The following is an 18,833-nucleotide window of genomic DNA, read 5'->3' on the forward strand; positions in this document are numbered from 1 at the left end:
TGAGTATAAAAATAATTTAATAGTTAGGATGTTATATGTATACGGGTTCGTGTTTGTGTGGTGAAGTAAACGTTGAAGTGTCGGGCAGTATAACCAGCATTATTCATTGTCATTGTTCACTGTGTAGAAAAAACAGCGGGACTGCATTTGCAACCAATGGCTTTGTAAATACAAGTGACTTTACAATAACAAAAGGTCAAGAACGACTCAGTGAATATAGTTTTAAAGCAGGGCGCACACGTTATTTTTGTAGATGTTGTGGCTCGCCTGTTTACAGTAGCAACAGTGATGACAAAAGCAGAATACGAATTCGTTTAGGAATATTTGATAGCGATATTACTGAGCAGGTTTTATCGCATAATTTTGTTACGTCTAAAGCTAACTGGGAGAAGTTAGAAACAAGCTTACCGTGCTATGAAAAACATGAACCTGGGCGGTAAAGCGTTTCATTCAATGTGGTAAATGCTGTTAATACTTTTATAAAGGTCTGGCGCAAAGTTTATAAACACCGGTGAGTTTTGTATTTCATCAACGTTTATATGCATTAATGTTTGCTGGCTTAGTATGATCACTATATTTTTGTATTCGTTAAACTCTATTATCGCTAAGCACTTAAAATGTTGCCTTAAAAGTACTAAAAGCATTTGCAGCTCTTGGCCAGTTTGTGGGTTTAAATTAATGATTACTTGCGTATTTTGCTCACTGCAGCGATTTATATTTTGCCAAAAGCTATCGCTGGTTAAAAAAGGCTGATGATATTCACCACTAAAAATATCGATAGTGATTACGTTAAAGTGATCAGGGCATTGGGTAATATATTGTTCGGCGCATTGTAAATAGCTGCTGTGCTTAATTGGTAACTTAAAGTGCTGTGCAGCAATTAAGGCAATGTTTGGGTTTATTTCTACCGTGTTAAATGTATTGATGGTGTTTATGTAAGGCGTACTACTTTGCAAGTGATACATAATTCGCTCAAACCCTGCAGTGCCTAAACCTAAATTTAATATATTTGGTGTATCTACCGGTTTAAGTAAAAATAACATCATACATTGGTTTACAGGTACTATTACTTGCTCTGGGTGCGTAAGGTTCATAACGCCTTGAATTGTTATGTCTTCATTGGTTTTTTGTGCAAGCGTTAACCACCGATATTCTTTATTTTGATACACGCATACGGGGCCGTACGCGCTTTGCTGCGACTCAATAAGGTTACTTTTAATTGTATCTTCTTTTAGTTGACGCATAACTTAAACTATTAATGTATACACAATTACAGTGTGCCACGAAAATCGCATTTTTTTATAGATTATTGTGTAACAAGGTTTGTAATTTAACCTCTAAATATAATATTGTATTAGCAATTAATTACTTAGACGTTATTCAAGGATTGGAAATGGGATTGATTCTAGGGCCTGCTGTTTTAGCGTGGTTTGCGGTATTTATCTATTCTTTACGATTAGGGTATGTGCTTATTTATAAAAATATGAGCGTATTAACCACAGTGTCTACTTTTGCAATTAGTATTGTTGGTATGTTGGCTTTTATGACGTATGGATATAGGCAGTTTGTAAACAATACCTCAGTTTGGGCATTTGAGATCCCGAGTTACTTTTTATTTAGCAAAATAGCTTTTATAGGTGTGTTGAGTGGTTTTTTACTTAACTACTATATTAATCCTGAAAATAGTTCGGAGTTTTTGATCTGTTTAGCATTTGTATTAATATTTATGTTTTCTGCTGGTGTGCTTGCAAGCTTAGGAGTACATGAGGCCTTTTTGAAAGAATTTGATATTAAAACCACTTATTAAAAGTATGCATAATAAATTTTGGCCCAGTACCTATAAAAGGTAGTGGGCTTCTTACTATCCTAATAACCTCTTGTAAATGCGCTTTAGCGTGCTCCTTTCTGCATCTACCTCAAATGTATTGCCATAAAACCTTAGTTAAGTAATGGTTACACTATAATAATTAGGAGCTAATAGATGCTTAAAACACCTTTGAAAATCACAACAACGTTACTTAAATTTACTGCAATTGCAGGTGCCTGCACACTTGCACTATCAGCACATGGGAAAACACAACTTCAATACACAGAACAGCAAAAATTACATGACATAGCAGCTCAAGTATCAGCCGAACGTATTGGTAGTGACATTCAAACGCTGGTGGATTTCGGTACCCGCCATACGCTTTCAGAAACTAAATCGGATACTCGAGGCATTGGTGCGGCTAGGCGCTGGATAAAAAATGAATTTGAAAAAATATCCGCGCAGTGTGGCGGTTGTTTGGAAATCATTGAAGTAAAGGACACTATATCGGGCGAAAAACGCATTCCTAATCCTGTTGAAGTGGTTAACATTGTGGCTATTCAACGAGGGTCAAGTGAGCCTAATCGCATGGTGATTATGTCGGGTGATATAGATTCTCGTGTAAGTGATGTTATGGACTTTACGAGTGATTCACCTGGGGCAAATGATAACGCATCAGGTGTGGCGGGAGTAATTGAAGCTGCTCGTGTTTTAAGTAAATACAAATTTAATGGTTCGGTAGTTTACGCGGCGCTTTCGGGCGAAGAGCAGGGTTTGTTTGGCGGAAAAATATTAACGGCTTATGCGCAAAAGCTTAACTGGCAAGTTCATGGTGTTTTAAATAACGATATGATTGGTAACATTACCGGAATTAATGGTGTAACCGATAACACCACTGCACGTATATTCTCTGAAGGCACCCGTGTTGTAGAAACCAAGGCGCAAGCTAATACTCGCCGCTTTACAGGTGGTGAAGTTGACTCGGCGAGCCGCAATTTAGCACGTTATATTGATACCGTTGCCGACAGATACATTCCTAATTTAGATACGATGCTTGTATATCGATTAGATAGATTTGGCCGTGGTGGGCATCATCGTCCATTTAATGATGCAGGTTTTGCAGCAGTGCGTATTATGGAAACTAACGAGCACTACGATCGTCAGCATCAAGATTTACGCACTGAAAATGGCGTTGAGTATGGCGATACTATTGAAGGCGTTGATTTTGATTATACAGCTAAGTTAACTTCACTTAATGCGGTAACGATGGCATCTATGGCGTGGGCGCCCGCACCACCAAAAGAAGTTAAAATAAAGGGAGCTGTTACAGCTGATACGTCGTTTTCATGGCAACAAAGCAGTGATGAAAATATTGCTGGCTATAAAATTTATTGGCGTTACACGAGCGAGCCGCAATGGCAGTTTAGTAAATACGTTGGTAAGGTTTCACAGTACACACTTAAAAACGTAGTGATTGATAATTATTACTTTGGTGTAGCCTCTGTCAGTAAAGACGGTGTTGAGTCGCCAGTAGTATTTCCGGGTGATGTGGGTTCGTTTGATCACAATATAAAATAATAGTTTGGCTAAAAACACAGCAAACAGAGCGCTTTAAGGTGCAAATGACCGTTTTATACTTGCACCTTATTTACTAAGCCCTTAGAGTGTTAAAAAAGAAGTAAAAGGTTAATAAAAATGCAGCAACAAGAAAAAAAGCCGTTAACAGCAAAAGAACAAGTTATAACTGATGAGCAAAGAATGCAGTGGCAACGCGAATGTTTTCAAACAGCGCAAAAGCATTTAGCCGAAAAGGGCATTATGCCAAAATCAGTAGTTGATAAAGACAGTCGATTTTTAGCACCACTTTGTGCAATGTGGAAATTTAAAGCACAGAACGGTAAAACATATTGGGTAGTAACAGGGCGGTTACCTACAGATCATGCTGAAGTAAGTGCAGCTACAGATGCTCGTGATGCAATGCGTTACTTTTCTTTGCAGTGGCAATTAAAAGCGGATCAGATTATGAGTACAGGCGCGCGTGATAAAACACAGGTAGACTTTGCTAACTTACTTATCAATAGAGCACATGGCTTGTACGAAATGTATGATAATGAGCCGCTGTGGGCAAATGAGGCAAAGTAACGACGGTTTGGGTTAAGTAAAAAAGAGAGGGTGATAGCTTATTTATCGCCCTTTTCTTTATCTAATGGACAAGTGTGAAGGGAGTAGTATTAAACGCCGAAACAGGGCATTGCATACGTTGCCTAGGAATTCCCGCCTCCATAAATACATTCCCTTGCTGAATAAAGCCATTGCGCTTAAAACGCTCTACTTCATTTAAAATACAATTAATGCTTACTTCTTCAATACCTTGGTTTGACGCTAATTCTACAATAAAGTTGAGAAGCGATTTATATACTTTGCGATTACGGTGCTCAGGTAATACAGCTATTCTGCCGATTAAGCCATCTTTACATAATCTACCTGTTGCTATTGGGCAGTTTGCATCGTCTGTAACAAGTACATGTAATGCAATTTTATCTAGGCTATCAAATTCGATATGCTTGGGGATATGTAACTCGTAAACAAAAACCCGCTCTCGAATTTTTTGTAGCATATCTTTTTTTATATCCCATTCAACCTTATCAACCAGATAGCCCATTGCAAACTCCTATTGATACCAAATTAGAATGAGTAAGCAATCACAGCAAAATTATTTAAGCCAATATTAGATGAAAATTAAAAATTTTAACTGACCTGTATACATAATATCTTACGCTGTAAAATGCTCATCATTATTAATATAATTGGTATTATTACTCGTGGTTTATATTAAACCAGATCCCCTCATTAACAAGTGTAGTAAAAGTTTGAGTAAAAACTAAACTTGGCTTTGTTAAATTTAATGCTGAACTTTCAAACTCAGTATTATCGGTAAGTAGTTTAACCGCCGCTAAGTCGGTTAACGGCATAGCGTAATTTTCGCCATTTACACTTAGTAAAACTTCTGTATCGAGTTGCTGATAAATAGCGCGTGTGCCACCTAAGCGTTCAAACACAGCTTCTTCATTACTTAAATCATCGCTTATTTGCTCTGACGTAAATGGAGGCTCTACTGGCGCTAAATCCATTTCATGTTTGGGCTGACTAAGCGTTGAGCCTAGCCATTGTTTAAATAAATCGTCATTTTCTAAAAGTGCCGCCATCAATGTTTTAACTTTATCAACTTCAAGGTTTGTAAGTTCACCCTTTGATTTTCTTAATGTGATGTTGTGATCGGTATAACGTTTTTGGCCGCTCTCGGTATCAATAATATGATCGGCAAAGCTCGACAATAAATCTTGTTGGTTTGGCGCTCTAAAACCAACTGAATAATTTAGTGCATTTTCTACAGCGTAACCTTCGTGAGGGCACCCTGGTGGAATATATAAAATATCGCCAGGCTCTAATATGCAATCGATTACGGCTTCAAATGCTTCTACTTGCAGTAATTTTTTGTTTTGAGCAAACTGCTTAAGTGTTGGATCGGGCAGGCCTACGCGCCAATGACGTTTACCTTCGCCTTGAATAATAAATACGTCATATTGGTCTAAATGTGGGCCAACACCACCATTAGGCGTTGAATAGCTAATCATTAAATCATCTATGCGCCAGTTTGGAATAAACCTAAATGGTTCTAGTAGTTGTGCAGCTTCAGGATGCCAATGATCAACAGCTTGCACTAATAAGGTGGCATTTTCGTCTGTTAACTTTTCAAAGTCTTCAAATGGACCTTGGTGCGTTTGCCAATCATTTTTATGATTGGTGATAATACGTGACTCTATGCTTTCTTCCATTGCGAGACCGGCAAGTTCATTAGCATCAAGTGGGTCTTGAAAATCAGCAAAACCTTGTTTGATTAAAAGCGGCTTTTTTTGCCAAAAATGGCTTAAAAACTCTTGCTCAGACAAATTATTTATTTTTAAATGATACATACATTATGCCTACTAGTTAGTGCAATGGGGTTAAAACAAAAAAAGCGAAAGGATGATCCTTTCGCTTTTTAAAAGAGCAATTTAGTTTTTAAACTAAATCATCAATAAACTCAACAGCACGACCAATGTAATTAGCAGGTGTTAGTTTTTTCATTTCTACTTTAGCGTGCTCTGGAAGGTCAAGACCATCGATAAAGTCAGCCATTATTTCTTGATTTACACGTTTGCCGCGTGTTAAATCTTTAAGTTTTTCGTATGGCTTTTCAATACCATATTTACGCATAACTGTTTGAATCGGCTCGGCTAGCAATTCCCAGTTTTGATCAAGCTCGTCAGCTAAACGTTGCTCGTTTACTTCAAGCTTGCTTACACCTTTAAGTGTTGATTGGTATGCAATGATCGCATAACCCATACCTACACCTAAGTTACGTAATACCGTTGAATCGGTAAGGTCACGCTGCCAGCGAGAAACTGGTAATTTTTGTGCAAGATGAGCAAAAATAGCGTTTGCTAAACCTAAGTTACCTTCTGAGTTTTCAAAATCAATTGGGTTAACTTTATGCGGCATTGTAGATGAGCCAATTTCGCCCGCAATTGTTTTTTGCTTAAAGTGATTAAGTGCGATGTAACCCCACATGTCACGGTCAAAATCGAGCAAAATAGTATTAAAACGTGCAATTGCGTCAAACAACTCTGCAATATAGTCATGCGGTTCAATTTGTGTAGTAAATGGGTTAAGTGTTAAACCTAAGCTTGATACAAATTTATCTGCGTGAGTATGCCAGTCGTAATCTGGGTATGCACTAAGGTGAGCGTTGTAGTTACCAACAGCACCGTTAACTTTACCTAGCATTTCTACTTGAGCAATTTGGTCTCGTTGACGCTTTAAACGCATGTATACGTTAGCAAACTCTTTACCCATCGTTGATGGTGTAGCTGGTTGCCCGTGAGTACGAGTCATCATTGGGATTGCTTTGTACTCAATCGCTTTTTCTTTAATTGCGCTTAAAAGCTCATCGCAATAAGGAAGCAAAACCTTGTTACGTGCTTCGCTAAGCATTAAACCATGAGATAGATTGTTAATATCTTCTGAAGTACAAGCGAAGTGAATAAATTCATTGATTGCATGAAGCTCACTGTTATCGGCTACTTTTTCTTTTAATAAGTATTCAACCGCTTTAACATCGTGGTTTGTAGTGCGTTCAATATCTTTAACGCGCTGTGCATCAGCTTCGCTGAAGTTATCTACAATGGCGTTTAGAAGTGCATTAGCTTCTTCGCTAAATGCAGGTACTTCTTTTATATCGCTTGCTGCAGCTAACGCTTGCAACCAACGCACTTCAACAATTACGCGGTATTTAATTAAGCCAAATTCGCTGAAAATACTGCGTAGTTCAGTGGTTTTGCTGCCGTAGCGACCATCCACTGGAGAGATAGCCGTTAACGCTGAAAGCTCCATAATAACTCCTAAATTTTAGTTTGAACGATAGTTAAATTTTTGTTTTAGCAATGGCGAGTATTTTTCTTTTTGCAAAGAAAAAGTGACGGCGTTTACCGCCCATTTGTCGCCATAATACTGCACTTCTAATGCCGGCTAATAATAACGCACGGATTTTATTTTGAGTGGGCTGCTGTTTTAATAACTCGGGTTTACCATAAACCTGTATTCGGTGCCCAAGGGGGCTCAGCACCGACGAGTATATATCTGCTAAACCGGCAACAACGCTCTCGTCGGTAATAGCAAAATGATCTAAACGACGATGAATATCATCAATTCGTTTGCCTAATTCGTTTAAGTTTTTGTCGTTTGCACTTAGTGCTCGCTCAAGCTGCATCAAACCACCTACGTATTTTACTATTTCAACATCTTTTTGAGCGCCAGCAGTTAGCTGCGCCATTAATGTTTTATAGCCATCACGTAAGTTGTCAGTACCTTGGTAAACATCTTCTGGCGATGCCGGTGATGTTTGAATAATGCTTGAAAGTAATACTTCTAAGTCGTGCTCATTATTACTGCCGTACTGGGCAATTTTTTGAACTTGCTTAGCAACCTGGCACATGGCGGCAAGCGCCATGACTTGGTGTTCATTCATTACTTAATCACCGAGTCAATAATACCACCACCTAAACACACATCTTCTGCATAAAATACAGCAGATTGACCTGGCGTAACTGCTTTTTGTGGTTCATCAAATAATACACGAGCCATGCCGTCTTCACCTACAAGTAGGGTACAGCTTAAGTCTTCTTGGCGGTAACGTGTTTTAACTGTGCAGCGAGTGGTACCTTTAGGGCCAACGCGGTCTACCCAATGTAATTGGTTTGCATTAAGACCATTACTGTATAGGCGAGGGTGATCTTTGCCTTGGCCAACAACAAGTACGTTACGTTCTAAATCTTTATCAACTACGTACCATGGTTCGCCAGAACCTTCCTTCATACCACCAATTAACAAGCCTTTGCGTTGTCCAAGTGTGTGGTACATTAAGCCTTCGTGCTCGCCTACGTTATTACCGTCAGTGTCTTCGATAACGCCAGGTTGCGCTGGTAAGAACTTTTGTAAAAAGTCTTTAAATTTACGCTCACCGATAAAGCAAATTCCGGTGCTGTCTTTTTTATCGTGAGTGATTAGGTCTTGTTCTTCTGCTATGCGGCGCACTTCTGGTTTTTCGATATCGCCTACAGGGAATAACGTTTGGCCAATATGTTCATGGCTTAGGGTATATAAGAAGTAGCTTTGATCTTTATTGTTATCAAGTCCGCGACACATTACGTATTTGTCATCGCGAAGTTCACGGCGAACGTAGTGTCCGGTTGCAATAAAGTCAGCACCGAGTGCTTGAGCCGCAAATTCTAAAAAGGCTTTAAATTTAATTTCTTTATTACACATTATATCTGGGTTTGGCGTACGACCCGCTTTGTACTCTGCTAAAAAGTACTCAAATACATTATCCCAGTATTCAGCAGCAAAGTTTACTGTGTGAAGCTCAATGCCTAATTTGTCGCACACGGCTTGTGCATCTTTTAAGTCATCAGCGGCGGCACAGTATTCATCATTGTCGTCTTCTTCCCAGTTCTTCATAAACAGGCCTTCTACTTGGTAGCCCTGTTGTTGTAATAAATATGCAGATACAGAAGAATCAACACCGCCGGACATGCCAACAATGACTTTAATGTGACTATTTTCGCTCATGAATAATTTCGCTTATACAGATTGCTGTTAACTTGGAAAGGCCGCGATTATAGCATGTATTTTGTTTGTGCTTAAAGAGCGTAGGGCGGCAAAGGACATAATTTGTCACTATTTTATTTGTATAACAAATAGCAAACTAGACTTAAACGCATTATCAGGCTGTAACTTTAGTAATATTAAAGTGATCTTTACTAATAAATTAAGACTATAGAATAATTCATGTAGTTATTGAGTTTTATTAATAGTATTTTCTTTTAAAACTACTAGAGTAAATATACACTTAATAAAAATAAAATAGTGGTGAGTATATGAATGTAAACCACTTTAAAGCCGCTTGAAATATAGTCAATGGAATGAATATATGAATTATGCCTATCAAATAAACAAGATAAATTCTTTAGTTGAGCATTACACACGAAAACCTGATTTTGTGGATAGCGAATTACTTTCTAGCAAAACGACAGAGTTTAAAAAATCAGCCTATCATCTTTTTTATGAGTTAATAAAACTCAAAAACCCTCATATTTACCAAGAGCCAAACCATGTACATGAGTTATTTAGCTTAATAAAAGGTTCAACAGTTAAAAAAAACGTTGAGTTAAAGGTGCTTGATCATGTAGAGCACTGGTGGCTTGAATGGTATTTCGCTTTAGAAATGGACGAAAAGCTTAGTATAGAAAAAAATGATATGCCAATGAGTTACTTACCTCAAAGTACACTCAACCCTATGCGCAAACATGAGATAAGTCACTACGCTAGGTTATTTACCGTTTTGCCAATGCCAGTATGTAATGTATGTGCCAAGACGGGTGATATTTTGAAAGTTAATCAACGTTTTGTAGATGTTTTTGGTTATACAGTAGAAGATGTGCCAAATCTTAAATCATGGTGGGAAAAAGCGTATCCAGATCCCCAATACAGAGCACTTGCAAAAGAGCTGTGGCAAGACTCACTTGAAAAGGCACTAAGTAACAATAACGACATACCCGCAAATAACTATCGAGTTTCTTGTCGTGATGGCTCACAAGTGATGATGGAAATTTCAGGGATTGATATAGGTGAAGAGTTTTTAGCTGTTTTTAATGATGCAACAGAGCGCTTAGAAGCAGAAGATATACTCAGGGATATGGCCTTTTTGGATGCATTAACCAAAATTGCGAATAGGCGTCGGTTTGATGAAAAGCTAACGCATGAGTTTGAACGAGCAAAAGAATGCGAAGGCATGCTATCGATGATTATTATTGATATTGACCATTTTAAGCAATTTAATGACCGGTATGGGCATGTAGCGGGCGATACGTGCTTATATGACGTGGCTCAAAAAATTGCTTCAACGGTTAGTCGCCCAGAAGATTTTGTGGCTCGCTATGGTGGAGAAGAATTTGTTGTTTTACTTCCACAAACGGATAGGCAAGGAGCGTTGTTTATAGCTGAGCAAATACAAAAAGCTGTAGAAAGCTTAGCTATTGCTCACCAGGATAGCTTTACCGGATTTTTATCTATAAGTATGGGTATTAATACCATCAGCAACTATACAAATAGTAATGAAGTCAGCTTTGTTAAAGCCGCTGATAACGCCCTGTATTATGCTAAAAAACAAGGGCGTAATTGTATAGCGCTAAGCTCTGAGTAAATCAATTATAAATAGTCTCTAAGCTTAACGCTGGTCGATTCAGGCTGTCGTTAATACACTTGAGCACTAAAGGGCTCCTAAGCGGTAATGATTTTATTTGCTCTAATGTATGCCAGTTAGCGCTGATAATGTCAGAATCTATTGGTGTTGGTGCTTTTATATTATTAGGTGCTTCAAATAAAAAGCAGAATCGCAAATAGTGCACTGCGTTATCGGCATGCAAATTATAAACACCTAAAAAACCAATAGGCGCAAGCGCTAAGCCTGTTTCTTCTAGTAGCTCTCTGCTTGCAGCTTGTGCAAGTGTCTCATTTTGCTCTAAATGACCCGCAGGTTGATTGTAACAAATTTGCTTTGTAAATTTATCGCGCTCTTTTACAAGTAAAAACTCATTTTGCTTTTTTACTATTGCTGCAACCGTGACATGCGGTTTATGCATCAACTACGCCCTTAATTACTTTGTATTCACCACAATTAATATCATCCAACGTATAGTTGCCAATGCTATAGCGGATGAGGCGAAGTGTAGGGTGTCCAATATGCGCGGTCATTCGACGAACTTGTCTGTTTCTACCTTCATTAATGGTAATACTTAGCCAAGTGGTAGGGATTGCTTTTCGCTCGCGTACAGGGGGATTACGCGCCCAAATTGTTGGCTCATCAATTATTTTAACGTTAGCGGGGAGTGTAAGCCCGTCTTTAAGTTCTACGCCATTACATAAATCATTAATTGATTCACTCGTTGGTTCACCCTCAACTTGTGCCCAGTAGGTTTTATTCGTTTTTTTATCAGGAGCAGTTAAGGTGTTTTGTAGTTTCCCACAGTTTGTTAAAAGCAATAAACCCTCACTGTCTCTGTCTAACCTTCCTGCTGCGTAAACTTCTTTAATAGGTATAAACTCTGCAAGCGTTTTTCTGTCTGCGTCATCCGTAAATTGACATAGCACATCAAACGGCTTGTTGAATAACACAATTTTTCTGTCTTTAGATGCTATCTGCGGCTTTATTTCTCTTTTACCAGATGGCGTTTTGTTAAGTGCACTGCGTGAATAAGTACGCCCAGTACTTCTTTTTGGCTTGGTTTGTGTTGCTTGATTATTGCCTGATTTAGCTCTCATTATATGCACCTAGCTGGTTTTGGTAATCCGGCAATTTTTGTTGCTTGCTTGGCTGGGCCTTTAGGAAATAATTTATATAAATAAAGGCTATTTCCTTTATCTTCACCGAGTGCTTTAGCCATTGCTTTTACAAGCATTCTAATTGCTGGGCTGGTGTTATATTCAATGTAAAAATCACGAACAAAATTAATGACTTCCCAGTGTTGCTCACTAAGTGTGATGTTTTCTTGAGTAGCAATTACAGGCGCCAGCTCCTTTGACCATAAAGTATGGTCGAGCAAGTAGCCTTGTTTGTCGGTTTCAATCTGTTGGTTGTTAAATTCAAGCATGAGTTACCACGTAATTGATTGATTAGTTGATAAAGTGAGTGCCACAAAGTCTTCATAGCTAATTGCTTTATCGTTATCTGCTAATTTTATTGCACGTACTTGCGCGTCTTGTTCAAGTATTAACAGTGTATCTGCAAATTGCCTAAATTGTTTTTTTGCAAAGCAGGCATCACCAACAAGTAGTACCTTATCGCCTGATAAAATTAAATTCTCAAGCTGATTTGCCGAGTAATAGTTAAGCGGCTTTGAAAAAATATGTAACGTACTCATAGGTTCACCACATGTTGCTGCGCTTTAATTAGTGTTTGTTGTTGACTAAAGTTAAGAGCTTTTGCCTCTATGAGTAAATCATGTTTATTTAAACCATAATCAAGCAATGATTTTTCACACACGAAAATGTTTTCAACATCATAAATTTCGAGTGTTTTAATATTTTTAAAAAGGTCTTTTAAGCCAATATTGTTTGGTTGCTGATGCTTTTTTAAAGCTAAAACGGCGGGGCCGCTAAACAACCAACTTACATTTTGGTCAACAGCAGCAAAAATCAATGTCATATCTAGTGCATCACGAATATTTAAATCGTCAAATGGGCTGCACTGACTCATTACTAATACGTTTATCATTTAAATTGCACCCATTTATCTGCGTCGCTTGCAAGCATTGCAAATTCAGCTAACCCTGCGACTTTAAATACACCTGTGTTTTTAATATCTAACCCGCGCTTTTGCGCGGCGGTAACACACAGCATTAAATTTAGTTTTTGATCAGCGAGTTGCTGCCAAAGTGCTGAAATTTGAAGTTCGTCTGAGGATAAATCAAAGTGGGTAGATGCATGATAAATACCTTGCTGGTATAAAAAAATAGCATCAATGGTGTGCCCTTGGGCTAAACATGCATTCGCAAATTTAACTATGCGTTGCGTGGTATCGTGATCGGATGGTGGTGTATGTAATGAAAGAACAAAGCGTGCCAAAACAATTCCAATAAAAAAGCCCCAATAAAGGGGCTATTTTAACAGAACTATTTAATTAGTCATCACTTGCGCCAAGTAGAGCAAGCAAAGAAGTAAATAAGTTATATACGCTTAGGTATAAAGACACTGTTGCGCGAATGTAGTTAGTTTCACCACCGTTTATGATTCGGCTTGTATCAAATAAAATCAAACCAGACATAATCAGTACAACTGCTGCATTAAGCACCATAAACATCAATGAACTGCCAATAAAAATATTAACGATGCTTGCTACAATCACAACGATTAAGCCAACAGTTAAAAAGCCACCCATGAATGAGAAGTCTTTTTTAGTATTTAGTGCATAAGCAGATAAACCAAAAAAGATAAGCGCTGTAGAACCTAAGGCTTGCATAATAAGCATTGGGCCATTAGGTAATGCAGCATAATGGTTAAGCAATGGACCTAAGCCTGCCCCCATTAAACCTGTGAAAGCAAACACCCAAAATACACCAGATGCTGTATCTGCTTTTTTATTTACAACAAATAATAAACCGAACGAAACGAGTGTAAACACAATTCCCATAAAGTAAGGTAATTGTAGTGCCATTGAAATACCGGCTGTAACTGCACTAAATGCAAGTGTCATAGCTAGTAAAAAGTAGGTGTTTTTAAGTACCTTGTTTGTTTCAATGGTAGACATTACCGGTTTCGCGGTATTGTACGATTGATTAAACGCCATTGTAGAGCTCCTTTAAGTGAAACGTGTGTGTTTCGATAATTTAACTAAAATTAGATTACCAACTCTTATATGTTTGGGCAAACCTTTGTAGATCAATAGAGTTAAATATTTAAATAAAAGTATATTGATGGCTAAATTAAAAACATTTTGTTTTAACTTTAAACAAATCAATTGTTTTTTAGGCACTTAAACAATTAATTTAAAAAAAAGCTTCACAAAAGGGATGGGTTTCCCTATTATGCAGGCCGTGCGGAGAGATGGCAGAGTGGTCGAATGCACCGGTCTTGAAAACCGGCATGGGTTTATAGCCCATCTAGGGTTCAAATCCCTATCTCTCCACCACTTATTTAATAAGTGTGTGGTAATTAAAATATCATTCATTTAAATAGTTATTAGTACACTCTTACTTTTAACTTAGCAGTATCGGAGAGATGGCAGAGTGGTCGAATGCACCGGTCTTGAAAACCGGCATGGGTTTATAGCCCATCTAGGGTTCAAATCCCTATCTCTCCACCATATAACAGAATAGCCCGCTAATTTAGCGGGCTTTTTTGTGTTTGGAACAAAATCAGTACACTTATGCCAATCCGCAATAATACTTAATCATTTTGCGGGGCTAAACGTGTCGCTCCCTGCGTTAAAAAATTCTCATTTTGAACAACTAAATAGTGAATTTATTGCCTAGCTGTAAACACGTTTTTCCGCCCTCTAAATAGATCACTTAATTAAGCGAATTGGTATTACATCTCTTATCTCTTATTAGTAAAACCTTAAAAGCAGATAGAATTGCTCACACATCATCTTCTGATGTTAAAAAACGTTGATGTTCTCTTCCTATTTTTGTTTTTAATAAAACGACCATCACAAAAAACTTTAAATGAGTTGGAATGCACATATTAATGTGTGTTATTTTTAAATATTGGTGGATTAAAGGTATGCAAAATAGGATGTTGTGGCTCAAAGATGATCTAGATTCGAGAAAGTTAGTTGTATATCGTGCCGTCATGTTTTCGTTTATAACGCTTTTTGTACTTTTTGTATTTCAACCTTTTGGCACTTCAAGCGATACCGAGTCTTACAAGTTTCTGCGGCTTTTTGGCTATGGGTTAGTAACCTTTTGTGCTTTGCTATTGTCAGGTTTCATAGAAATAGTGTTACTTAAGTTTAAGCTAAGTAAATTAAACCGTTTAATTATTATTCCTATCACATATATTTTAATTACTGCGATATTCAATCATGGGTATTTTGTGGTTGCTGTACTTGGATCTTGGCATTGGCATAATCAATTACTTTTTGTAGGGTATATTTTTTGTATTGGTGTATTTCCTCTTATTTTTTTACTTGTGGTAAATAGGCATGTAATAGATTTAACTAAGCCAAGTACAGTTAGCGTTGCTCAAGAGCAGTTGAGAGAAGTTGAGTTAAAGACAATTACTCTCAAAGGCGATAACAAAAACGACGAAATTAATACGGCTCCTCACCATATTTTATTTATTAAATCTTCAGACAACTATTGTGAAATAACAATACAAGAAGGAGCTTCAACTTCACGTAAACTATTACGTGTATCTCTTAGCGGTTTATTAAAGCAGCTTCCAGAAAATACAATTATATTACGATGCCACCGTTCTTATGCGGTCAACCTGCAAAACATTCAACACTACAGTGGTAATGCTGGAGGGTTGCAATTATCGCTACATACAATTGATATTAAAATTCCTGTGTCTCGTTCTTATGTAAAAGTAATAAAAGATGCTTTGTCATTAATCCCAAAAACATGTTAATCCCCCCTAAAACATGGGCTTTATACCTCGTCTTGTATTTGAGACCTAATAGGTCGCTTTGTATTTTTACTATTGCCAAGATTAAGTTGAAATTTACAACTTAACGAGAAAAGTAGATATGAAATACGCTATCAAGGCATTTGTAATAATTTCTATATTTGTATTTTGCCACTATGTAATGAGGCAGTTTTGGGGAGAAGGTTGGTCTAGCTGGTTGTCTGAACTTGATAATCTAACTGGCATTTTATTTACCCCCGCTAAATATACTTTTTTATATGGACCGTTAGTTATTGCGGCTATTATTTTGTTTAAACAAAGTGAGCCTTTTGAAACTATAGGGCTCAATTCCTCTGGTTTTATTAACTATGCACTTGCAGCAATTATTTGTTGTACTCCTATGGCAATAGGTTATGGATTTTTGAGTGATGAACTTAACCTATCAATACCAGCAATAATAACCGGCTCAGTTTATGCGGGTTTTTTTGAAGAGCTAATTTTTAGGGCTGCATTGTTTGGTGTTTTATTTAAATATTGTAGATGGGGCTTTGTGCCTGCGGCATTAATTAGTTCAGTAATATTTGGTCTGGGCCATATTTATCAAGGCAATGATGCGATTTCTGCTTTGATGGCGGTTGCAATCACTACTGTAGCAGGTACATGGTTTGCGTGGCTATATTGTGAATGTGGTTATCGTATTTGGTTTCCTATGTGGATGCATATTTTTATGAATGCAGCTTACGGAATATTTGGTATGTCGGGTGGCGCAGTAGGTGATCTACAAGGTAACTTATTTAAAGCAACAGCCATTGTGTTAAGTATTGTGTATGTTGAGATGCTAATTCGACGAGGAAAGCAGCGCGAAGTTACATTATCAAAATTATTTCAATGCACTAAAAATGGCCTTTACACGCAACAAGCTAACTTAAACTGAGTGGGAAACGACCATGCTAGAATTATTTATTGTAATAATTATATTTAGCTCACCCTTTTTGATTCTTATTATTACTAAACGTTATTTCTCCTATAAAACTACAATAATGGCAGCGCACGCAAAATTTAAAGGACTAAATAATAACAAGATAACAAAATTAGAGGAACAAACAGCGATGTTGAGCAAAAGGGTAGCAGTGCTTGAGGAAATAGTAACATCTCGCCACTTTGAGTTATCAAATAAAATAGCTAAGTTATAAGCATTTTGATAAGTGTAACCCAAACTTATGAGCCTATTAATAAAGTAATAGGCTCAAACTGCAATAAGGTTTATTTTTAATCATAAATTACGACCATAGTCTCTGTTTCTAACCTTTAGATCTTGGTGCATGCTTTATACATAGAATTTAGATTTGTGTATTAAGGATTTTAAATGAAACATCAGCTAGCAAAAAGCGTAGGGCTTTCGTTATTATCGCCTGTTATTGTAGGCAGTTTACTTGGTGTTTATTACTCACTTACGCTTGAAGGCGAGTTTGTATCAATATTTCTTACCTTATTAATGACTGCTATATCAAATGCACACATAGTAGGCTTAACAATGGCTGCTTTTGTTGTGCCTGGGTATTTACTCATGTTTAAGTATTCTAAAGTTAATTATTCAGGGGTATTAACTCTTGGATTACTAGGCGGAGCGATATTTAGTTACTTATTAAGTGCCACAACTGGCGAGATATTTTTGATCAATAGTGTAATGTCAGCATTCGCTGCAGGGCTGTTTTTGTTTGGTCTTCGTAAAACGGCAAAAAAATAATCGCAGCATTATTAACCAAGCGCACTGATAAACGGTGTGATTTCCTTTTTTTTACCTCCAAAAGGTTCCAATTTTTCACGACAAAGAGTACCTTTAGCTACTGTATGTTTAATAAGAAGTAGTTTGGTATGCAAAAGCACGATTTTTACCAGTCATTAGTTAAGCAAACTGAATCGCTGATAGCTGGTGAATCCAATGTAATTGCCAATATGGCAAACATAAGCGCGCTGTTATTTACCTCTTTAGAGGATGTAAATTGGGCGGGCTTTTACTTTATGGATTCTCCTACTGAATTAGTACTTGGTCCGTTTCAAGGTAACCCTGCATGCATTCGTATTCCAGTAGGAAAGGGTGTATGCGGAACTGCTGCGGCAACCGTAGAAACACAATTAATTGAAGATGTTCACGCTTTTGAAGGCCACATAGCCTGTGATGCAGCGTCTAATTCTGAAGTAGTTGTACCTATCATGAAACATGGTAAAGTATTTGCTGTACTAGACATTGATAGTCCGAGTATTGGTCGATTTGATGCTGACGATAAAGCCGGTCTAGAAGCATTAGTAAAATGCTTAGAGGCGAGCTTGTAATGAAAGATTTGCTAAATGTTCAAGACTACCTATTTGCTGTACAAGATGTCGGCGATTGGGAAGGCGAAGAAGAACATGTAGCGGAAACGCTCAATGATTTGATTCATATTGCATGGGATCGTCTTCCAGATGATTCAGAATGTGAATTTATTGATGAAACAATTAATGGTATTTGGGAACACCTTCGAGGTGATATGGCTGTTATAGAAGCCGATTTCGAAGAGTTGGTCGACTGGGTAACACACTACGTCGATTCGTCCCTTGATGAAAAGATGTGAAAAATAGGTTCTAAAATGGAAACCACAAACAAGCTAAAAGATATTAATGAAGTGTTGGAATTTTTATATCAAGAATTCCCACAATGTTTTAAACAAAAAGATGGCATCAAGCCGCTTAAAGTAGGTATTTTTAAAGATATTGCTGAGCGTATTGAAGGGTCTGAAAAAGTAAGTAAGACTCAAGTTCGTCAAGCGCTTAGAAAATACACGTCTAACTGGCGTTATTTAGAAGCTGTGACTAAGTCAGAGTTTCGTATTGATCTTGATGGTAATCAAGGTGAAAAAGTTGAGCAAGAGCATATCGACCATGCACAAAAAGCATTGGAAGAAAGCCGCGCTAAAATGGCTAAACGCAAAAAACAACAGCGTCCTCGCCAAGATTCTGATTCTAAATCTTTCAAGAAAAAACCAGCTCATGCTAGCAAACCAGGCGATAAAAACGCTCCTGCAGCTAACAAACCTGCTAAAGCAGCGCCGGCTAAGCGTTCAGGAAAAATTGAACCTTTGCCAGCAACTGAGGTCAAGGTTAATAATAAGGTTAAGGTTAAACTTGGCCAAGCACTTGTAAATGCAGTAATAACTGAAGTGAACAAAGATGATGTTCATGTTGAGTTAGTAACAGGTATGCAAGTTAAAACCAAAGCTGACAGCTTATACATTGTTTAAGTTGTAAATAAATTAAGGAGTTGTGT

General features: G+C 37.5%; 25 protein-coding genes and 2 tRNA genes. 14 read left to right on the forward strand and 13 right to left on the reverse strand.

Features of this window, described 5'->3' with window-relative positions:
• Nucleotides 1-35 precede the first annotated feature (35 nt).
• Entirely contained in the window at nt 36-440 is a 405-nt protein-coding gene (locus H5157_RS06815; RefSeq protein WP_182696479.1) for a GFA family protein, read from the forward strand.
• Between the two features lie 6 nt (nt 441-446).
• Here the strand turns inward: H5157_RS06815 and H5157_RS06820 are convergent, their stop codons facing one another.
• Nucleotides 447-1,244: a hypothetical protein gene (locus tag H5157_RS06820; protein WP_182724415.1), complete on the reverse strand. Its 798-nt coding sequence runs from the start codon at nt 1,242-1,244 to the stop codon at nt 447-449.
• Nucleotides 1,245-1,393: 149 nt separating this feature from the next.
• Between H5157_RS06820 and H5157_RS06825 the strand changes: the two genes are divergently transcribed.
• The 3 genes from H5157_RS06825 to H5157_RS06835 all read left to right on the forward strand — a co-directional run bounded on the left by H5157_RS06825 (nt 1,394) and on the right by H5157_RS06835 (nt 3,949).
• Nucleotides 1,394-1,807, forward strand: coding sequence for a hypothetical protein (locus tag H5157_RS06825; protein WP_182724416.1), 414 nt, complete (start codon nt 1,394-1,396; stop codon nt 1,805-1,807).
• A gap of 174 nt (nt 1,808-1,981) precedes the next feature.
• Nucleotides 1,982-3,385 carry a M28 family peptidase gene (locus H5157_RS06830; RefSeq protein ID WP_182724417.1) on the forward strand — a complete coding sequence of 468 codons (1,404 nt, stop codon included), beginning with the start codon at nt 1,982-1,984 and terminating at the stop codon, nt 3,383-3,385.
• 117 nt (nt 3,386-3,502) lie between these two features.
• Entirely contained in the window at nt 3,503-3,949 is a 447-nt protein-coding gene (locus H5157_RS06835) for a DUF4826 family protein (RefSeq protein ID WP_024594685.1), read from the forward strand.
• A 61-nt stretch (nt 3,950-4,010) separates the two neighbouring features.
• On the opposite strand, the gene H5157_RS06840 is transcribed toward H5157_RS06835, so the two are convergent.
• The 5 genes from H5157_RS06840 to mnmA all read right to left on the reverse strand — a co-directional run bounded on the left by H5157_RS06840 (nt 4,011) and on the right by mnmA (nt 8,974).
• Nucleotides 4,011-4,469: a GNAT family N-acetyltransferase gene (locus tag H5157_RS06840; protein WP_024594684.1), complete on the reverse strand. Its 459-nt coding sequence runs from the start codon at nt 4,467-4,469 to the stop codon at nt 4,011-4,013.
• Nucleotides 4,470-4,623: 154 nt separating this feature from the next.
• Nucleotides 4,624-5,781, reverse strand: coding sequence for a cupin domain-containing protein (locus H5157_RS06845; protein WP_182724418.1), 1,158 nt, complete (start codon nt 5,779-5,781; stop codon nt 4,624-4,626).
• An 88-nt stretch (nt 5,782-5,869) separates the two neighbouring features.
• Nucleotides 5,870-7,240, reverse strand: coding sequence for an adenylosuccinate lyase (gene purB / locus H5157_RS06850; RefSeq protein WP_149602566.1), 1,371 nt, complete (start codon nt 7,238-7,240; stop codon nt 5,870-5,872).
• A 31-nt stretch (nt 7,241-7,271) separates the two neighbouring features.
• Nucleotides 7,272-7,874 (reverse strand): high frequency lysogenization protein HflD, encoded by a 603-nt coding sequence (hflD, locus tag H5157_RS06855; protein ID WP_182724419.1) that lies wholly within the window; start codon nt 7,872-7,874, stop codon nt 7,272-7,274.
• A complete protein-coding gene (gene mnmA, locus H5157_RS06860) occupies nt 7,874-8,974 on the reverse strand; it encodes a tRNA 2-thiouridine(34) synthase MnmA (protein WP_002962705.1) in 1,101 nt (366 codons plus the stop codon). Before mnmA ends, hflD begins: the two co-directional genes overlap by 1 nt.
• Nucleotides 8,975-9,335: 361 nt before the next feature.
• On the opposite strand from mnmA, the gene H5157_RS06865 reads away from it, so the two are divergent.
• On the forward strand, nt 9,336-10,607 hold the full coding sequence (locus tag H5157_RS06865; protein ID WP_182692963.1) for a sensor domain-containing diguanylate cyclase: 1,272 nt from the start codon (nt 9,336-9,338) through the stop codon (nt 10,605-10,607).
• A 1-nt stretch (nt 10,608) separates the two neighbouring features.
• Here the strand turns inward: H5157_RS06865 and H5157_RS06870 are convergent, their stop codons facing one another.
• Genes H5157_RS06870 through H5157_RS06900 form a run of 7 tightly spaced genes read right to left on the reverse strand, consistent with a single transcriptional unit; the run spans nt 10,609 to nt 13,748 of the window.
• On the reverse strand, nt 10,609-11,046 hold the full coding sequence (locus tag H5157_RS06870; RefSeq protein ID WP_033028398.1) for an NUDIX hydrolase: 438 nt from the start codon (nt 11,044-11,046) through the stop codon (nt 10,609-10,611).
• On the reverse strand, nt 11,039-11,725 hold the full coding sequence (locus tag H5157_RS06875; RefSeq protein ID WP_165723496.1) for a pseudouridine synthase: 687 nt from the start codon (nt 11,723-11,725) through the stop codon (nt 11,039-11,041). The genes H5157_RS06870 and H5157_RS06875 overlap by 8 nt, the downstream gene beginning before the upstream one ends.
• Nucleotides 11,725-12,054 (reverse strand): TusE/DsrC/DsvC family sulfur relay protein, encoded by a 330-nt coding sequence (locus H5157_RS06880; RefSeq protein WP_007375712.1) that lies wholly within the window; start codon nt 12,052-12,054, stop codon nt 11,725-11,727. Before H5157_RS06880 ends, H5157_RS06875 begins: the two co-directional genes overlap by 1 nt.
• 3 nt (nt 12,055-12,057) lie before the next feature.
• Nucleotides 12,058-12,324 (reverse strand): DsrH/TusB family sulfur metabolism protein, encoded by a 267-nt coding sequence (locus H5157_RS06885; protein WP_008133664.1) that lies wholly within the window; start codon nt 12,322-12,324, stop codon nt 12,058-12,060.
• Nucleotides 12,321-12,677, reverse strand: coding sequence for a sulfurtransferase complex subunit TusC (tusC, locus tag H5157_RS06890; protein ID WP_182696472.1), 357 nt, complete (start codon nt 12,675-12,677; stop codon nt 12,321-12,323). Before tusC ends, H5157_RS06885 begins: the two co-directional genes overlap by 4 nt.
• On the reverse strand, nt 12,674-13,027 hold the full coding sequence (gene tusD, locus H5157_RS06895) for a sulfurtransferase complex subunit TusD (RefSeq protein WP_024596911.1): 354 nt from the start codon (nt 13,025-13,027) through the stop codon (nt 12,674-12,676). Before tusD ends, tusC begins: the two co-directional genes overlap by 4 nt.
• Nucleotides 13,028-13,082: 55 nt before the next feature.
• Nucleotides 13,083-13,748 carry a Bax inhibitor-1/YccA family protein gene (locus tag H5157_RS06900; protein ID WP_008133668.1) on the reverse strand — a complete coding sequence of 222 codons (666 nt, stop codon included), beginning with the start codon at nt 13,746-13,748 and terminating at the stop codon, nt 13,083-13,085.
• Between the two features lie 251 nt (nt 13,749-13,999).
• Between H5157_RS06900 and H5157_RS06905 the strand changes: the two genes are divergently transcribed.
• From H5157_RS06905 to proQ, 9 genes are all read left to right on the forward strand, one after another.
• Nucleotides 14,000-14,090 (forward strand) — tRNA-Ser (locus H5157_RS06905).
• An 83-nt stretch (nt 14,091-14,173) separates the two neighbouring features.
• Nucleotides 14,174-14,264: transfer RNA gene (locus tag H5157_RS06910), tRNA-Ser, on the forward strand.
• 371 nt (nt 14,265-14,635) lie between these two features.
• Complete coding sequence (locus tag H5157_RS06915) at nt 14,636-15,532, forward strand: LytTR family DNA-binding domain-containing protein (RefSeq protein ID WP_259399353.1); 897 nt, start codon at nt 14,636-14,638, stop codon at nt 15,530-15,532.
• 118 nt (nt 15,533-15,650) lie between these two features.
• Nucleotides 15,651-16,463: a CPBP family intramembrane glutamic endopeptidase gene (locus H5157_RS06920; protein ID WP_154903035.1), complete on the forward strand. Its 813-nt coding sequence runs from the start codon at nt 15,651-15,653 to the stop codon at nt 16,461-16,463.
• A 13-nt stretch (nt 16,464-16,476) separates the two neighbouring features.
• Complete coding sequence (locus H5157_RS06925; protein WP_165723493.1) at nt 16,477-16,722, forward strand: hypothetical protein; 246 nt, start codon at nt 16,477-16,479, stop codon at nt 16,720-16,722.
• Nucleotides 16,723-16,895: 173 nt separating this feature from the next.
• Nucleotides 16,896-17,276, forward strand: a complete 381-nt coding sequence (locus tag H5157_RS06930) for a hypothetical protein (RefSeq protein WP_002961912.1) — start codon at nt 16,896-16,898, stop codon at nt 17,274-17,276.
• Nucleotides 17,277-17,404: 128 nt separating this feature from the next.
• The gene (locus tag H5157_RS06935) at nt 17,405-17,863 is read left to right on the forward strand and encodes a GAF domain-containing protein (protein ID WP_165723492.1); all 459 of its coding nucleotides are present in this window, start codon (nt 17,405-17,407) and stop codon (nt 17,861-17,863) included.
• A complete protein-coding gene (locus H5157_RS06940) occupies nt 17,863-18,141 on the forward strand; it encodes a hypothetical protein (RefSeq protein ID WP_002961910.1) in 279 nt (92 codons plus the stop codon). Before H5157_RS06935 ends, H5157_RS06940 begins: the two co-directional genes overlap by 1 nt.
• Nucleotides 18,142-18,156: 15 nt before the next feature.
• Complete coding sequence (gene proQ, locus H5157_RS06945; protein ID WP_002961909.1) at nt 18,157-18,807, forward strand: RNA chaperone ProQ; 651 nt, start codon at nt 18,157-18,159, stop codon at nt 18,805-18,807.
• Nucleotides 18,808-18,833: the final 26 nt, after the last annotated feature.

The organism is Pseudoalteromonas sp. SG43-3 (assembly GCF_014164385.1).
Lineage (GTDB): Bacteria > Pseudomonadota > Gammaproteobacteria > Enterobacterales > Alteromonadaceae > Pseudoalteromonas > Pseudoalteromonas distincta.

Excerpts from the sequence above, each read along its gene's own strand:
- H5157_RS06815 (WP_182696479.1), top strand. The coding sequence starts at position 36 with ATGTATACGGGTTCGTGTTTGTGTGGTGAAGTAAACGTTGAAGTGTCG.
- H5157_RS06820 (WP_182724415.1), bottom strand. The coding sequence starts at position 1,244 with ATGCGTCAACTAAAAGAAGATACAATTAAAAGTAACCTTATTGAGTCG.
- H5157_RS06825 (WP_182724416.1), top strand. The coding sequence starts at position 1,394 with ATGGGATTGATTCTAGGGCCTGCTGTTTTAGCGTGGTTTGCGGTATTT.
- H5157_RS06830 (WP_182724417.1), top strand. The coding sequence starts at position 1,982 with ATGCTTAAAACACCTTTGAAAATCACAACAACGTTACTTAAATTTACT.
- H5157_RS06835 (WP_024594685.1), top strand. The coding sequence starts at position 3,503 with ATGCAGCAACAAGAAAAAAAGCCGTTAACAGCAAAAGAACAAGTTATA.
- H5157_RS06840 (WP_024594684.1), bottom strand. The coding sequence starts at position 4,469 with ATGGGCTATCTGGTTGATAAGGTTGAATGGGATATAAAAAAAGATATG.
- H5157_RS06845 (WP_182724418.1), bottom strand. The coding sequence starts at position 5,781 with ATGTATCATTTAAAAATAAATAATTTGTCTGAGCAAGAGTTTTTAAGC.
- purB (WP_149602566.1), bottom strand. The coding sequence starts at position 7,240 with ATGGAGCTTTCAGCGTTAACGGCTATCTCTCCAGTGGATGGTCGCTAC.
- hflD (WP_182724419.1), bottom strand. The coding sequence starts at position 7,874 with ATGAATGAACACCAAGTCATGGCGCTTGCCGCCATGTGCCAGGTTGCT.
- mnmA (WP_002962705.1), bottom strand. The coding sequence starts at position 8,974 with ATGAGCGAAAATAGTCACATTAAAGTCATTGTTGGCATGTCCGGCGGT.
- H5157_RS06865 (WP_182692963.1), top strand. The coding sequence starts at position 9,336 with ATGAATTATGCCTATCAAATAAACAAGATAAATTCTTTAGTTGAGCAT.
- H5157_RS06870 (WP_033028398.1), bottom strand. The coding sequence starts at position 11,046 with ATGCATAAACCGCATGTCACGGTTGCAGCAATAGTAAAAAAGCAAAAT.
- H5157_RS06875 (WP_165723496.1), bottom strand. The coding sequence starts at position 11,725 with ATGAGAGCTAAATCAGGCAATAATCAAGCAACACAAACCAAGCCAAAA.
- H5157_RS06880 (WP_007375712.1), bottom strand. The coding sequence starts at position 12,054 with ATGCTTGAATTTAACAACCAACAGATTGAAACCGACAAACAAGGCTAC.
- H5157_RS06885 (WP_008133664.1), bottom strand. The coding sequence starts at position 12,324 with ATGAGTACGTTACATATTTTTTCAAAGCCGCTTAACTATTACTCGGCA.
- tusC (WP_182696472.1), bottom strand. The coding sequence starts at position 12,677 with ATGATAAACGTATTAGTAATGAGTCAGTGCAGCCCATTTGACGATTTA.
- H5157_RS06900 (WP_008133668.1), bottom strand. The coding sequence starts at position 13,748 with ATGGCGTTTAATCAATCGTACAATACCGCGAAACCGGTAATGTCTACC.
- H5157_RS06915 (WP_259399353.1), top strand. The coding sequence starts at position 14,636 with ATGCACATATTAATGTGTGTTATTTTTAAATATTGGTGGATTAAAGGT.
- H5157_RS06920 (WP_154903035.1), top strand. The coding sequence starts at position 15,651 with ATGAAATACGCTATCAAGGCATTTGTAATAATTTCTATATTTGTATTT.
- H5157_RS06925 (WP_165723493.1), top strand. The coding sequence starts at position 16,477 with ATGCTAGAATTATTTATTGTAATAATTATATTTAGCTCACCCTTTTTG.
- H5157_RS06930 (WP_002961912.1), top strand. The coding sequence starts at position 16,896 with ATGAAACATCAGCTAGCAAAAAGCGTAGGGCTTTCGTTATTATCGCCT.
- H5157_RS06935 (WP_165723492.1), top strand. The coding sequence starts at position 17,405 with ATGCAAAAGCACGATTTTTACCAGTCATTAGTTAAGCAAACTGAATCG.
- H5157_RS06940 (WP_002961910.1), top strand. The coding sequence starts at position 17,863 with ATGAAAGATTTGCTAAATGTTCAAGACTACCTATTTGCTGTACAAGAT.
- proQ (WP_002961909.1), top strand. The coding sequence starts at position 18,157 with ATGGAAACCACAAACAAGCTAAAAGATATTAATGAAGTGTTGGAATTT.